Annotated in this window: 13 protein-coding genes and 1 other annotated feature; of the genes, 7 read left to right on the top strand and 6 right to left on the bottom strand. The window is 47.6% G+C overall.

Annotated elements, in window-relative coordinates:
* Window positions 1–49 precede the first annotated feature (49 nt).
* A complete protein-coding gene (gene opuD, locus BXO87_RS11325; RefSeq protein WP_076851340.1) occupies window positions 50–1585 on the top strand; it encodes a glycine betaine transporter OpuD in 1536 nt (511 codons plus the stop codon).
* Window positions 1586–1620: 35 nt separating this feature from the next.
* Here opuD and BXO87_RS11320 read toward each other — a convergent pair whose 3' ends face one another.
* On the bottom strand, window positions 1621–1803 hold the full coding sequence (locus BXO87_RS11320) for a sporulation protein Cse60 (protein ID WP_003152309.1): 183 nt from the start codon (window positions 1801–1803) through the stop codon (window positions 1621–1623).
* A gap of 202 nt (window positions 1804–2005) precedes the next feature.
* Between BXO87_RS11320 and BXO87_RS11315 the strand changes: the two genes are divergently transcribed.
* The 5 genes from BXO87_RS11315 to melA are packed head-to-tail and all read left to right on the top strand — an operon-like array spanning window position 2006 to window position 7400.
* Complete coding sequence (locus tag BXO87_RS11315) at window positions 2006–3031, top strand: LacI family DNA-binding transcriptional regulator (protein WP_046702250.1); 1026 nt, start codon at window positions 2006–2008, stop codon at window positions 3029–3031.
* A 41-nt stretch (window positions 3032–3072) separates the two neighbouring features.
* Window positions 3073–4350, top strand: a complete 1278-nt coding sequence (locus BXO87_RS11310) for an ABC transporter substrate-binding protein (RefSeq protein ID WP_046702249.1) — start codon at window positions 3073–3075, stop codon at window positions 4348–4350.
* Complete coding sequence (locus tag BXO87_RS11305; RefSeq protein WP_046702248.1) at window positions 4347–5261, top strand: carbohydrate ABC transporter permease; 915 nt, start codon at window positions 4347–4349, stop codon at window positions 5259–5261. The genes BXO87_RS11310 and BXO87_RS11305 overlap by 4 nt, the downstream gene beginning before the upstream one ends.
* Window positions 5258–6079 carry a carbohydrate ABC transporter permease gene (locus tag BXO87_RS11300; RefSeq protein WP_007408803.1) on the top strand — a complete coding sequence of 274 codons (822 nt, stop codon included), beginning with the start codon at window positions 5258–5260 and terminating at the stop codon, window positions 6077–6079. The genes BXO87_RS11305 and BXO87_RS11300 overlap by 4 nt, the downstream gene beginning before the upstream one ends.
* 22 nt (window positions 6080–6101) lie before the next feature.
* The gene (melA, locus tag BXO87_RS11295) at window positions 6102–7400 is read left to right on the top strand and encodes an alpha-galactosidase MelA (RefSeq protein WP_046702247.1); all 1299 of its coding nucleotides are present in this window, start codon (window positions 6102–6104) and stop codon (window positions 7398–7400) included.
* A gap of 36 nt (window positions 7401–7436) precedes the next feature.
* Here the strand turns inward: melA and BXO87_RS11290 are convergent, their stop codons facing one another.
* From BXO87_RS11290 to BXO87_RS11275, 4 genes are all read right to left on the bottom strand, one after another.
* On the bottom strand, window positions 7437–7913 hold the full coding sequence (locus tag BXO87_RS11290; protein WP_012118234.1) for a GNAT family N-acetyltransferase: 477 nt from the start codon (window positions 7911–7913) through the stop codon (window positions 7437–7439).
* An 84-nt stretch (window positions 7914–7997) separates the two neighbouring features.
* Complete coding sequence (locus tag BXO87_RS11285; protein WP_038459558.1) at window positions 7998–8309, bottom strand: rhodanese-like domain-containing protein; 312 nt, start codon at window positions 8307–8309, stop codon at window positions 7998–8000.
* Window positions 8310–8425: 116 nt separating this feature from the next.
* Window positions 8426–10840 (bottom strand): leucine--tRNA ligase, encoded by a 2415-nt coding sequence (gene leuS, locus BXO87_RS11280; protein ID WP_076851339.1) that lies wholly within the window; start codon window positions 10838–10840, stop codon window positions 8426–8428.
* A gap of 109 nt (window positions 10841–10949) precedes the next feature.
* Window positions 10950–11163, bottom strand: a binding site (T-box leader).
* 102 nt (window positions 11164–11265) lie between these two features.
* Complete coding sequence (locus tag BXO87_RS11275; protein ID WP_015418038.1) at window positions 11266–11601, bottom strand: DUF4257 domain-containing protein; 336 nt, start codon at window positions 11599–11601, stop codon at window positions 11266–11268.
* Window positions 11602–11989: 388 nt separating this feature from the next.
* Here BXO87_RS11275 and ytvA point away from each other — a divergent pair, with 388 nt between their 5' ends.
* On the top strand, window positions 11990–12775 hold the full coding sequence (gene ytvA, locus BXO87_RS11270; protein ID WP_022553638.1) for a YtvA family blue-light photoreceptor: 786 nt from the start codon (window positions 11990–11992) through the stop codon (window positions 12773–12775).
* A gap of 41 nt (window positions 12776–12816) precedes the next feature.
* Here ytvA and BXO87_RS11265 read toward each other — a convergent pair whose 3' ends face one another.
* Complete coding sequence (locus tag BXO87_RS11265; protein WP_046702246.1) at window positions 12817–14001, bottom strand: MDR family MFS transporter; 1185 nt, start codon at window positions 13999–14001, stop codon at window positions 12817–12819.
* Window positions 14002–14060 lie beyond the last annotated feature (59 nt).

The raw sequence follows: 14060 nt of genomic DNA, 5'->3' as shown, positions 1-14060 counted from the left end.
ATACTAAAAAAATGGCGTATTGAAAAAAATAGTCAGAGGGTGAGAACGTTTGAAGAAGAACATCTCCAGTGTTTTTTGGATTGTGATTGTCATCACAGCCGCTGCGGTTTTATGGGGGGCCATTTCTCCTGACAGCCTGCAGCAAGTCACTGATACGGCACAAAAATTTATTACGGATTCTTTCGGCTGGTATTATCTGCTGGTCGTTTCTATATTTGTCGGTTTCTGTCTCTTTCTCATTGTGAGTCCGGTCGGCACAATAAAACTCGGAAAACCCGGGGAAAAACCGGAATTCGGCTTATTATCATGGTTTGCCATGCTTTTCAGCGCGGGCATGGGAATCGGTTTGGTATTTTACGGGGCTGCGGAACCGATCAGCCATTACGCCATCAGCTCTCCCTCAGGTGAAACAGAAACACCCCAAGCATTTCGTGATGCGCTCCGGTACACGTTTTTCCACTGGGGGCTTCACGCTTGGGCCATCTATGCGGTCGTCGCTTTATGTATTGCATATTTTCAATTCCGAAAAGACGCGCCCGGTTTGATCAGCAGCACACTGACACCGCTTTTGGGCGATAAAGTAAACGGGCCGATCGGCAAAGCAATTGACTGTATCGCGGTGTTTGCGACCGTTGTCGGTGTTGCGACAAGCTTAGGGCTCGGAGCGACTCAGATCAACGGCGGTCTGCATTATTTATTCGGCATTCCGAAAACATTTTCCATTCAGCTGATCCTGATCGCTGTCGTGACCGTGTTATTTTTGATTTCTGCATGGAGCGGAATCGGCAAAGGGATTAAATACTTAAGCAATACCAACATGGCGCTCGCGGCTATTTTAATGATCTTTATGCTCATTGCAGGCCCGACGGTGCTGATTATGAACTCATTTACCGATACTATCGGCCAATACATCCAAAATATCGTGCAGATGAGCTTTCGCTTGTCTCCGAATGATCCCCAAAAACGCGAATGGATTAACAGCTGGACCATTTTCTATTGGGCCTGGTGGATATCCTGGTCGCCGTTTGTCGGCATTTTTATCGCCCGTGTATCAAGGGGCCGGACGATCCGGGAATTTTTAATCGGGGTGTTGGTGACACCTTGTATATTGGCTTTCTTATGGTTTGCAATCTTCGGTGTATCCGCGATGGATCTTCAGCAGAAAGGCGTATTCAATGTCGCGGGAATGTCAACGGATACGATGCTGTTCGGCGCACTCAGCCACTATCCGCTGACAATGGTGACATCCGTATTAACGCTTGTTCTGATCGCTGTATTCTTTATTACATCAGCGGATTCAGCGACATTTGTGCTTGGAATGCAAACGTCTTACGGCTCATTAGACCCTTCAAACCGGGTGAAAATCATCTGGGGCGTCATCCAGTCCGCCGTAGCAGCGGTTTTATTATATTCCGGCGGTCTTGCCGCACTGCAAAACACGGCCATTCTCGCCGCGGTTCCGTTTTCAGTCGTGATTCTTCTGATGATTGTGTCTCTGTACAAGTCATTAGCGAGCGAGAGAAAAGGAATCAAACAAGCGGAGAAATACCAAAAACCGAGAAGTCCCCGCGTCAAAAAAGCATAATGCACAAAGAAGTCCGGCATTTCGTCCGGGCTTCTTTATTTTCGGTATAAAATGAGAGCGGAAAAACAATAAAGCTGCTCACCTTCAGGATCACAGGCCGCCGCTACCGTATATTTAATATCAACGAGCTGTTCATCAGAAATCCCCTTTAAAAAAGTATTGACTTCCGTCTGCAGATCCTTTTCATGCTCCTCATCAAAAACAGCTATCTTCAGCACATCACCCTCTCCTTTCTCTATCAATTTATTCCGGTTCAATTGAAATATGATAGAGAAAAACAGATTTTCTTTTTTACTGATTTTTTTACTAAAAGTGACCAAAAATAGTTGTTGAAAACGCTTACTCACGTATGATAACATCACTTTAACAATAACCAAGTCATTTCTGTTTAGTAAATATTTAGTAAAAAGGAGATGCGAAATGGTCCGTCTCAAAGATATTGCCTTACAGGCATCTGTATCCAGCGCGACAGTATCGAGAATTTTGAATAAGGATGACTCTTTAGCCGTGACTGATGAAACAAGAGAAAAAGTTCTGAGGATCGCTGATGAGCTGGGCTATCAGCCGTCGGCAAAAAGACGGAAGAACCGCAGCCGCAGCGATTCAGCGCCCCTGATCGGCGTTGTCAGCTGCCTGTCACCCGAAGAAGAACGGCAGGACCCTTATTTTTCAGCGATCCGAAAAGGCATTGAGGAAGAATGCTTTCGGCAAAAAGTTTTTATCACATCTTCTATCCATCTCGGTTCTTTTCAAGAGCATATGTTTCACGAACTGGACGGCGTGATCGTAATCGGCAGCCTGCAAGACGAGGCGCTTACGAATATCAGCGCCGCTTTCAGGCACGCGGTATTTGTTAACGGCACCCCCGATCCCGCCCGCTACGATTCCGTCAGCGTGGATTTTTATGCCGCAGCGCAAAAGGCGATAGAACATCTTCTGTCGCTCGGTTACCAGCGGCTCGGTTATATCGGCGGCCGGGAGCGGGAGCATACCGTCATAGACGGTGTAAACAGCAATAAAACGATTGAGGATAAGCGTCTGACCGCTTTCTTACAAATGGCCGGCGCCGAGCCGGAGCATGTACTGATCGGCGAATACAGCATGCACGAAGGGTTCCGGCTGATGAATGAAGCCATCAAAGGCGGAAGTCTCCCCGATGCCTTTTTTATCGCAAGTGATTCGATGGCTGTCGGCGCTTTAAAAGCCTTGCAGGAAGCCGGTCTTCAAGTCCCGCGCGATACGGCGGTTGTCAGCTTCAACGGAATTGATGAGGCAGAATACGCCAGCACGCCGTTATCAACGGTAAAAGTATACACGGAAGAGATGGGCCGCACGGGTGTCAAATTGCTTCTCGACCGTTTAAACGGCAGAACCGTCCCGCTGAGCGTGACGCTCCCCACTTCATTGATTGTCAGACAAAGCTGCGGCTCACAAGAAAGGAGGTGACGTGTCCCGCAGCGTTTATATCATATTTAAAGGAGGAAAAGATGAAACGCTTACTGGCTTTGTTTCTTTCTTTTACTTGCATGATCCTTCCCGGCTGCTCGGCAGAACAGAGCGGCTCCGGAGAAAAGCAGAAAACATTGACAGTCTATTCCACCATATCCTCAGACAGCGAACGCGCCGTATTCAGAAAGTTGGCTGATTCATTCCAAAAAGAACATCCGGACATTCAAGTAAACGTTCATTTCCCAGGCAATGACTACGAAAATATGATGAGGGTCAGAATGGCAGCCGGTGACATGCCCGACCTTTTCGACACACACGGCTGGGCCAAAATCCGCTACGGAGAATATACCGCCGACCTCAGCGGCATGTCTTGGACGAAGCGGCTCGATCCGAATTTAAACAGCATGCTCAAAGACGCCAAAGGCAGAATATACGCCTTCCCTCTGAATCAGGCAAAGGACGGACTGGCCTACAACCGCACGTTGTTGGAAAAATACGGAATCAAACCGCCGGAAACAATGGATGATTTTATGAAGGCATTGAGACAGATTAAAGAAAAAAGCGGCGGAACAGTCACCCCCTTCTGGTTTGCCGGCTATGAGAAAAGCTCCTTTGCCCAATATTACGATCAATTCGCCGCACCGCTTCTCATCACAGATCCCGCACACCGTTACAAAAAACAACTGTTAAACGGAACCTTCCGCTGGACACACTTCACCTATTTATCTGACAAACTGAAAGAGATGCAAAAGGAAAACGTGCTCAATATAGATGCCGTGACGGCAAAACGGTCCCAGCTCATTGAACTGATGGCGCAAAACAAAATCGCCTTTACGCTGCAGGGCGGCACCCTCGGCCAAGACGTCGCTCAAATCAATCCGAAGGTAAAAGTCGGCATCATACCGACCCCGGCCGTCCACAAGGGAGACGCGCCGGTTTGGATCGGAGGCGAACGTTACACGCTGGCGGCATTCAAGGATTCCCCGCGGCTTGAAGAAGCGAAACAGTTTATCGCATTTATGGCCCGACCCGAGCATGCAAAATCAATTGCCGAAGCGACCTCGCTTCCGGCCGGATTAGTGAATGTGCAAACGGATATTTTCTACTCAAATGACAATAAGCGCTATCAGCATATTAAGGTGCAGCCTTATTTTGACCGCCTTTATTTGCCGAACGGAATGTGGGATGTGATGGGAACAGCCGGGCAGGAGCTGATGGCCGATATCTTAACCCCCGCTGAAATTTCAGCGAAACTCGGCAGGGAATATAAGCGGCTCCGGCTTCAATCTGATTCACAGGGAGCTGAAAAAGAATGAGTGATCTTGCAAGAGAAACCCAAGGATTTCAACATCAAAAGCCGGTAAAATCCGCGTCACTATGGTGGATGTACGTTCCCGCCCTTGCCACGGTTTTTATTTTCATGATTTTTCCGTTTGTCAAAGGCGCTTTTATTACGTTCACAAACTGGAACGGCTTCTCACAAACGTATCAATGGGTGGGAGTCACTCAATATAAAAGGCTTTTTACAGATCCGGACACGTGGCTTGTTGTGAAAAACACTTTGCTTTACGGCATCGGAAGCACTTTTTTTCAGAATATGCTCGGACTTTTATATGCGCTGCTTTTGAATCAAAGCCTAAAAATGAAGGCGCTCACAAGAACGATCGTCTACTTGCCCGTCATTATCAGTCCGCTGATAATGGGATACATTTGGTATTTTATTTTCTCATATGACGGGGGTGCGCTGAATGATGTGCTTGGCGCACTGGGAATCGGTCCTGTCAACGCCTTGGCAAGCCCTGCGGCAAACCCGTGGATTATCGTCATGATTAACACGTATCAATACGCAGGCATTGCGATGATTGTATATTTGGCGGGGCTGCAAAGCATTCCGAAAGATTATTACGAGGCCGCAAAAATAGATGGCGCGGGAGGTCTTCAGCCGTTTTTCACCATCACCCTGCCTTTATTGATGCCGGCTGTCACCATCAACATGGTCATCAATATCATCGGCGGGCTGAAGCTGTTTGATGTCATTTTCGCGCTGACCGCAGGCGGGCCGGGCAATTCCTCTCAATCGATGTCGACGTTTATGTATGATTTATATTTTAAACGGCAGGATGCGGGATATGCCGCCGCCCAAGGCGTGTTTATGTCCGTCATGATTCTTGTCATCAGCTTTTCGGCTCTCGTGTATTTCAAGCGAAAGGAGACGGAAATGTCATGAAAACAGCCCGAATGCGGATTTTTACGCTGTTGGCAGCCGTTATCTCTTGCGTTCATATTGTCCCCTTTTATATTTTGCTGACCACGTCATTAAAAGCAAAAGGTGACTACAGTTCAAAATGGTCGCTGCCATCCGCCTTTTCATTTCAGAATTTTCGTGAAGCATGGGAACGTGCCTCTCTCGGGCAATCCTTTCTGAACACGATCATCATTACAGCCGTTTCCGCCGCTTTATTAATTTTCATGGGTTCGCTTGCCGCATACCCTCTCGCAAGAAGAAATACAAAGCTGAACAAAATCGTCTTCGGCCTTTTGATTTCAATCATGATCATCCCGCCTTTGACTTCCATGGTTCCTTTATACAAGATGGTCGCTGATGCGGGGCTGATCAATACGCATGCCGCAGCCATTCTCATTAATACTGCTGCATATATGCCGCTGACCGTTTTCTTATATTCAGGGTTTATCCGCTCTTCCATTCCGAAAGAGCTTGAGGAAGCCGCCAGGATGGACGGCGCGGGATTGATCAGGACTTTTTATACAATCGTGTTTCCTTTGTTGAAACCGATTACCGCAACGGTCTGCATTATTTCCTGCGTGTTTATCTGGAACGATTACCAATTTGCGATTTTCTTTTTACAAGATCAAAAGGTGCAGACATTGACCGTGGCCATGGCGGGATTCTTCGGCGAAAATGCGAACAATCTTCACTTAGTCGCCGCAGCCGCAATTATGGCGATGCTGCCGATGGTCGTATTGTTTTTGGCGCTTCAAAAATATTTTATCTCAGGGCTGTCCTCCGGAGCGGTCAAAGGCTGAGAAGAAAAGGGAGGAATTTCTATTGAAGAAAATTACGTTTATCGGAGCGGGGAGCACGATTTTCGCAAAAAATGTACTGGGGGACTGCTTACTGACTGAAGCATTAAACGGGTTTGAATTCGCGCTTTATGATATTGACACTGTACGGCTGAAAGAATCCCAGCTCATGCTGGAAAACATGAGAGACCGCTACAATACGAGTATATCCATCATCTCCTACGATGACCGAAAACAGGCGCTGAAACACGCCGGCTATGTGATCAACGCCATTCAGGTCGGCGGCTATAAACCCGCGACGGTCATTGACTTTGACATCCCGAAGCGGTACGGTCTCCGCCAGACGATTGCCGATACCGTCGGAATAGGCGGCATTTTCCGTTCCCTTCGCACCATCCCCGTTTTATTTGACATCGCAAAAGACATGGAAGAGGTCTGCCCGGATGCGTGGCTGTTAAACTATACAAATCCGATGGCCTCTCTGACCGGAGCGATGCTCAGACATACAAATATCAAAACGGTCGGCCTGTGCCACAGCGTCCAGGTATGTACCAAAGATCTGTTTGACTCACTCGGCATGGATCACGAAGGTACGGAAGAACGCATTGCCGGCATCAACCATATGGCTTGGCTTTTGGAGATTAAAAAAGACGGAATTGATTTATATCCTGAAATTAAAAGACGGGCACGCGAAAAGCAAAAGACGAAACATAAGGACATGGTGCGGTTTGAGCTGATGGATAAATTCGGCTGCTACGTAACGGAATCATCTGAGCATAATGCTGAATATCACCCGTATTTTATAAAAAGCCGGTATCCTGAGCTGATAGATGAACTCCAAATTCCGCTTGATGAATATCCGAGGAGATGCGCGGAACAAATCAACAATTGGGAAACGATGAGAGACGGCATCATCAACAACCAAAACCTGACGCATGAACGCTCGAAAGAATACGGTTCGAGAATTATAGAAGCGATGGAGACGGGCCGTCCGTTCATATTCAGCGGCAATGTGCTGAATACCGGGCTGATACCGAACCTGCCGGCGAAAGCGGTCGTTGAAGTGCCTTGCACAGCCGTCAAAAACCACATTATGCCGTGCTATTCCGGCGAACTTCCGGAGCAGCTCGCGGCGCTCAACAGAACAAACATTAACACACAGCTTTTAACCATCGAAGCGGCCGTTACATTAAAAAAGGAAGCCGTATATCAGGCGGCCATGCTTGACCCGCATACAAGCGCCGAGCTTTCCATGAATGACATCATATCTTTGTGCGACGACTTATTTGAAGCGCACAAAGACCGGCTTCCGGCTTATCACTGATCATTCGCGATCCGGCCCCGGAAAGGCTGGATCGCTTTATATGTTCAGCACCAGTTTGACCGTCTGTAAAGTGTGTCCTTTAAAATCTTCTTCAAATTCACATACCCATTGAAACCCTTTCGCTTGATAAAAGGATAAGGCAATACGGTTCTCTTTTTCTGCATGGACATAAAGCTTTTTTACCCCGCCGGACTGCCTGATGCATTCTTTAAGGAGTGCCGTGCCTATCCCGCTTCCCTGGCAATCCGGGTCAATATAGATGGCGGTCAGCTCCGCATTTCCGTCTTTTTGAACCGGGGTGGCATTTGCAAAACCGAGCACTCGCCCCTCTTCTTCTGCCACAAAGAACAGAGAATGCAAGAGCCGGCGTTCCATCATCTCATCCTGATAGGCGGATTCGAGAAACTGATCCTGAATGTGTCTGGGAATAATCCCTTCATACGTATGATGCCAGCTGCGTTCTGCGACTTGCCGGACCTGTTTGATATCGTTTGTTTTCATCGCGCGGATCATCGGTTTCACCTGATTCGCCTCCCGTTTTTTTATAAAAAAAGAAGAAAAAGACGCACGTCCCTTTTCTTCTTTCAATTCAAAGCGTTATTTCTTCGGCTTTGTTTCGCCTTCCCACTCCAGCATGCCGCCTTCAACATTAACCGTACGGAAGCCCTGCTCATGTAAATACATACAAACGTTCATACTTCTTTTTCCGGAACGGCAGATAAATACATATTCCTTGTCCTTGTCTAACGCATCCATCTTCTCAGGGATGTCTCCCATGCGGATGTGAACGGCCTCCGGAATCATTCCTTCGGCAACTTCTTCGTCTTCTCTGACATCAACCAGATACAGCTCTTCTCCCGCTTTTAATTTTTCTTCCAGTGCGGCTGTGCTGATTTCATTTATTTTCAATGTGTGACACTCCCATTCATCTTTATGGTGTTAAGTATACCAAAGCCAGCGGTGCAATTTCTATGATAGAGGCCTGATAAAAAAGCCCCTCTCTATAGGAGAGGGGCTTCGCCCGGTCAGTTTGCCACGATATTGACAAGCTTGCCCGGTACGGCAATGATTTTTCGGATCGTTTTTCCTTCAAGCTGCTCTTTTACTTTTTCGTCAGCTTGTGCGAGCTGTTCTAACGCTGCTTTATCAGCGTCAGCCGGAACCATTAATTTCGCTTTTACTTTTCCGTTCAGCTGGACGACGATTTCAACTTCATCATCCACCAGTTTTGATTCGTCATAAGCAGGCCAAGCCTCGTATGCAATCGAACCTTCGTGGCCGAGTTTTTCCCACAGTTCTTCAGCCAAATGCGGCGCAATAGGAGAAAGCAGCTTCACAAAACCTTCGATATATTCTTTCGGCAGTTCATTCGCTTTGTAAGCTTCATTAATGAAGACCATCAGCTGAGAAATGCCCGTGTTAAAACGAAGGGCTTCGAAGTTTTCTGTCACTTTCATGACCGTTTCATGATAGACGCGCTCAAGAGTTTCGCCTGCGCCTTCTGTCACTTTGCCCGTCAGCTCGCCGTTTTCCTCGATAAACAAACGCCATACGCGGTCAAGGAAGCGGCGCGCTCCGTCAAGGCCTGATTCAGACCAGGCGATAGATGCATCAAGCGGCCCCATAAACATTTCGTACAGGCGGAGCGTATCTGCTCCGTGAGACGCCACAATTTCATCCGGATTGACGACGTTTCCGCGGGATTTACTCATTTTTTCATTGTTTTCCCCGAGAATCATTCCTTGGTTATACAGCTTTTGGAACGGTTCTTTCGTCGGCACGACACCGATATCGTAGAGGAATTTATGCCAGAAACGCGCGTACAGAAGGTGAAGCACGGCATGCTCCGCTCCTCCGATGTAAATATCAACAGGCAGCCATTTATCCAGTTTCTCAGGTGAAGCGAGCTGATCCGGATTTTTCGGGTCGATAAAGCGGAGGAAGTACCAGCAGCTTCCCGCCCATTGCGGCATCGTGTTCGTTTCTCTTCTGCCTTTTTTGCCCGTTTCAGGATCAGTGACTTCCACCCACTCTTTAATGTTGGCAAGCGGTGATTCACCTGTTCCGCTCGGTTTGATTTCATCGGTTTTCGGCAGAATCAGCGGCAGCTCTTCCGCCGGAACGGCTGTTGACGTGCCGTCTTCCCAATGAATAACCGGAATCGGCTCGCCCCAATAGCGCTGGCGGCTGAACAGCCAATCACGCAGACGGTATGTCACTTTTTTCTCACCGTTTTTCGTTTCTTCAAGCCAGGCGATCATTTTTTCAATCGCTTCCGCTTTATTCAGTCCGTTCAGAAAGCCGGAATTGACATGCTCTCCGTCTCCCGTGTACGCTTCTTCTTCCGTGTTTCCGCCTTTTACGACTTCTTTGACAGGCAGGCTGAACACTTTGGCGAATTCAAAATCACGTTCATCATGCGCCGGCACGGCCATTACAGCGCCCGTTCCGTAAGAGGCGAGGACATAATCCGCTATCCAGATCGGCAGCTTTTCCCCGTTTGCAGGGTTTACGGCATATGCGCCCGTGAAGACGCCCGTTTTTGTTTTCGCAAGATCCGTCCGTTCCAGGTCACTTTTCGCCTGAACTTCTTTAACATAAGCGTCTACCGCTTCTTTTTGTTCAGGCGTCGTGATGGTTTCAACAAGCTCATGCTCAGGAGCCAGTACGGCATAAGCCGCGCCGAACAGCGTGTCCGGTCTTGTCGTAAACACGGTAAACGTGTCATCAGTGCCGTCGATCGCGAAATGCACGTTTGCGCCTTCTGAGCGTCCGATCCAGTTGCGCTGCATGTCTTTAATGCTTTCCGGCCAGTCAAGTTCTTCTAAATCTTCAAGAAGCCTGTCCGCATAAGCGGTGATTTTCAGCATCCATTGTCTCATCGGACGGCGTTCAACCGGATGGCCGCCCCGCTCGCTTTTGCCGTCAATGACCTCTTCGTTCGCAAGCACCGTTCCGAGCGCCGGGCACCAGTTGACCGGCACTTCGTCTACGTAAGCGAGCCCTTTTTCGTACAGCTTGGTGAAGATCCACTGCGTCCACTTGTAATAGTCCGGATCAGTCGTATTGATTTCACGATCCCAATCGTAAGAAAATCCGAGTGATTGGATCTGGCGGCGGAAATTATCTATATTTTGTTTTGTGAACTCAGCCGGATCATTCCCCGTGTCAAGCGCGTATTGCTCGGCAGGAAGCCCGAATGCGTCCCATCCCATCGGATGAAGCACGTTGTACCCTTGCATGCGTCTCATGCGCGAAAGGATATCGGTTGCCGTATAGCCTTCCGGATGTCCGACATGAAGGCCGGCTCCTGAAGGATACGGGAACATGTCAAGCGCGTAAAACTTCGGCTTGTCATTCTCTTCACTGACGGCGAACGTTTTATGATCCAACCAGTAATTCTGCCATTTCTTTTCTATTTTTTCGTGCTGAAAACTCAACGTAAAAACCTCCTTCTGATTGAATACGGCGTATGTAGTCCAAGTATTGACGGGATGAGAAAGATTATATTCAGATTATTCTAAAACTAAAAAAAACTCCCTCATCCCAAAAAGGGACGAGAGATTTTTATTTCCCGCGGTACCACCCTCGTTAGCGCGGTTTTAAGCCGCACTCACTTGATACTTTTAACGCAGTTATGCGTCAGCGGTTTTGCCGCTGCAACTCTGAGGCGAGTTCGGAAACAGACTTGATTGACTTGCACCGGCCGTCAACTCTCTGATTGCAAAATCTGCTTCTTACTGCTCCTCTTCACTGTTCTTATCGCTACCGTAATCTTACCTGTATTTTATAGAATTCTGTTCATAAGTGCAAGCAGGTTTGTATACAATGGGAATGTACCCAGAACGGGTCATGAGCGGGGATATTATTTTGATGGAGGATTTTTTTGCTGGTGTGGTTTTGCTTCGGCCGAATCACTGTTTTGTTCTCTGACAAAATCAAAGCTCCTGAGAACAGCTTCTCCGCCGTAGCCTGCGATTATGGATAAGATGACGAGTTGAATTCCTGAATCGGGGTCAGCGGATAAGACAAGTAAGATGGAAGCAGCCATTCCGATAAAACCATCTTCCAAAAAACCGAGATAGATAAACCGCTTTGTCATTCTGGGTTTCTCCAGCCTGCCTCTCTTTTTCACATGACCGAGAACCCCCATGATGCCTCCAATTACACAAGCAATTATTACCTGATGCAGCATCTTCATCACCTTCCTAAAGCCCTTATTTAGTAAAGCGACTTCAGGCCATCCAGCCCCCTTACGAATACGATGATATTCGATATCTACATACCGGCGATTGAGCAGGAAAGTAAAAAGCTTGTTTCTTCCATTATATGTGAACACATGATCGGTAAGCTTGATGCATTAGATTCATTTTTCACCCAGTGACAATGACCTAGTCACTTACTTAGCGATGATGTGCCTTCCCCTTATATATTCAGTGTATATGAGGACAAGCCCGAATGACAAATTGCAAACTTCGGCTGCTTGAATCAGAACATATGTTATGCTACGGTTACTGTAGATTCATTTAAAAAGGGGAGAAACAACGGCTGAAAAAGCGCACAGCTTTACGGCCAAAAGGGGGTTTTACATGGCTGACTCAAATGTATTCGGAAAACTGGAGCAGCTGGAGCTTATCAAAAAGGCGCTTGATCACGCACGCATCGGCGTGGTGATTACAGACCCCTCTCTTGAGGACAATCCCATCATATATACAAATCAGGGATTTATGGATATGACAGGCTACTCTTCCGAAGAGATATTAGGTAAGAACTGCAGATTTCTGCAAAGCAAAGAAACCGACCGTCAACAAGTCGCGAAAATAAGAAAGAGCTTAAACCAGAAAGAAAAGATCACGGTGCGGCTGAAAAACGTCAAAAAAGACGGCACCCCATTTTGGAATGAACTCAACATTGATCCTCTGTATGTTGAAGACAAGCTCTATTTTGTCGGTTTTCAAAAAGACATTACAGAGCAGAAAGAATACGAAAAGCTCCTTGAGGACTCCCTCGCAGAAATCACGACACTGTCAACGCCGATTGTTCCGATCCGAAACGGCATTTCCGCTTTGCCGTTAGTGGGAAACTTAACGGAAGAACGATTTGATTCAATCGTGACAACTTTGACGGACATATTAACCGCATCTAAAGATGATTACTTAATTATAGACTTATCAGGTCTGGCCGAGGTAAACGAACAGACCGCAGACCGGATTTTCAAATTGCACCATCTGCTTAAATTAATCGGCACGGAATTGATTATCACCGGGATCAAGCCTTCCCTCGCCATGAGAATGAATCAGCTTGATGCCAGCTTTTCTTCATTAAAGACATATTTAAACGTTAAGGACGCGGTCAATGTGCTTCCGGTCGTATAAACAAAAAAATCCCGCCGAAACAGCGGGATTCTTTTATGTCGTCATCGCACTTGGACGTTTTGTTTATTAACGGTTTTCAGGCGTTTGTCATACAGCACCGTCGCTGCGATGCTGACAACAAGAAGCACCATCAGGATCAGCAGCAGCACGCTCATGCCGTACGAATCAACCAGCACGCCGCCAAGGAGCGGCCCGATCATTCTGCCGCCCGTCGCCGCACTGTTGACGAATCCTTGGTAAAACCCTTCTTTCCCCTTAGGCGCAAGCTGATTGGCAATGGTAGGCACGGCAGGCCAGACAAGCATTTCTCCGACGGTTAAAATCACCATTGCGGTGAGGTACATCGGAAATTGCTTGGCGCTGAGAAGCACGCCGAACGAGACGATAAAAATACAAAAGCCGATGACCATCTGCGTTTTTAACGCACCGGACCATTTTTTCAGAACAGCTCCTATGAGAGGCTGTCCGGCGACAATTAATATTCCGTTTACGGTCCAGAGCACACTGTATAATGAAAGCGGCATACCGATGCTTTGAGTATGTGACGCAACGGTTGTGGACCACTGCGAATAGGCAATCCACCCGAGAACATACCCGCCGCTCAATATGAGAAGCGCCGTAAATTTCGTTCTGCTGCTGACAGGCTCATAGTCCAGAACAGAGACCTGGCTCGCATTTCCGGTTTTGATATTTCGAAACCCGAAAAATACGATAAGGAAAAACAGCACATACAGCAAAGCATTGGCTAAAAACACGTACGTAAACGAGTACGCCGCAACCATCCCGCCGAGTGCCGAGCCCACGGCGACACCTGCGTTCTGAGCTACATAAATCGCATTAAAAGCTCTCCGCCCGCCTTCTTTCCATACCGCTCCCGCCATGGCATAACTGGCCGGAAACACGATACCGGAACCGAAGCCGACAATGATGAGCAGCCAAATATAAACAGGCCATTGGTGAAACAGAACGAGTCCGAGAAGACTAGCCAATGTGATCATAATGCCCAGCATAATGGATTTGAATCCGCCAATTTTATCAAACAAAAATCCGCCGCATAAATTCCCCGCCACACTGGCACCGGAATTCAGCATCAGAACTATCCCCGCAACAGTCAGCGATTTCCCTAAATGATTATGAATATAGATCGTATTCAGCGGCCACAAAAAAGATGCGCCCGTCACATTGATAAACATTCCGATGATTAATATCTTCAAAGCGCGCGGCATACCGATCCCCCTCTCTCTATAAAAAACCCCATGAAAAAACGGAAACCGCAAGCCGCGGC

The organism is Bacillus sp. GZB, from assembly GCF_001975995.1.
GTDB lineage: Bacteria > Bacillota > Bacilli > Bacillales > Bacillaceae > Bacillus > Bacillus velezensis.
Note: the sequence above shows the minus strand (reverse complement) of the source record. Positions and strands in the feature narration are given on the sequence as shown.

Excerpts from the sequence above, each read along its gene's own strand:
- BXO87_RS11305 (WP_046702248.1), top strand. The coding sequence starts at position 4,347 with ATGAGTGATCTTGCAAGAGAAACCCAAGGATTTCAACATCAAAAGCCG.
- BXO87_RS11315 (WP_046702250.1), top strand. The coding sequence starts at position 2,006 with ATGGTCCGTCTCAAAGATATTGCCTTACAGGCATCTGTATCCAGCGCG.
- BXO87_RS11310 (WP_046702249.1), top strand. The coding sequence starts at position 3,073 with ATGAAACGCTTACTGGCTTTGTTTCTTTCTTTTACTTGCATGATCCTT.
- BXO87_RS11300 (WP_007408803.1), top strand. The coding sequence starts at position 5,258 with ATGAAAACAGCCCGAATGCGGATTTTTACGCTGTTGGCAGCCGTTATC.
- BXO87_RS11275 (WP_015418038.1), bottom strand. The coding sequence starts at position 11,601 with ATGAAGATGCTGCATCAGGTAATAATTGCTTGTGTAATTGGAGGCATC.
- ytvA (WP_022553638.1), top strand. The coding sequence starts at position 11,990 with ATGGCTGACTCAAATGTATTCGGAAAACTGGAGCAGCTGGAGCTTATC.
- BXO87_RS11265 (WP_046702246.1), bottom strand. The coding sequence starts at position 14,001 with ATGCCGCGCGCTTTGAAGATATTAATCATCGGAATGTTTATCAATGTG.
- BXO87_RS11290 (WP_012118234.1), bottom strand. The coding sequence starts at position 7,913 with ATGATCCGCGCGATGAAAACAAACGATATCAAACAGGTCCGGCAAGTC.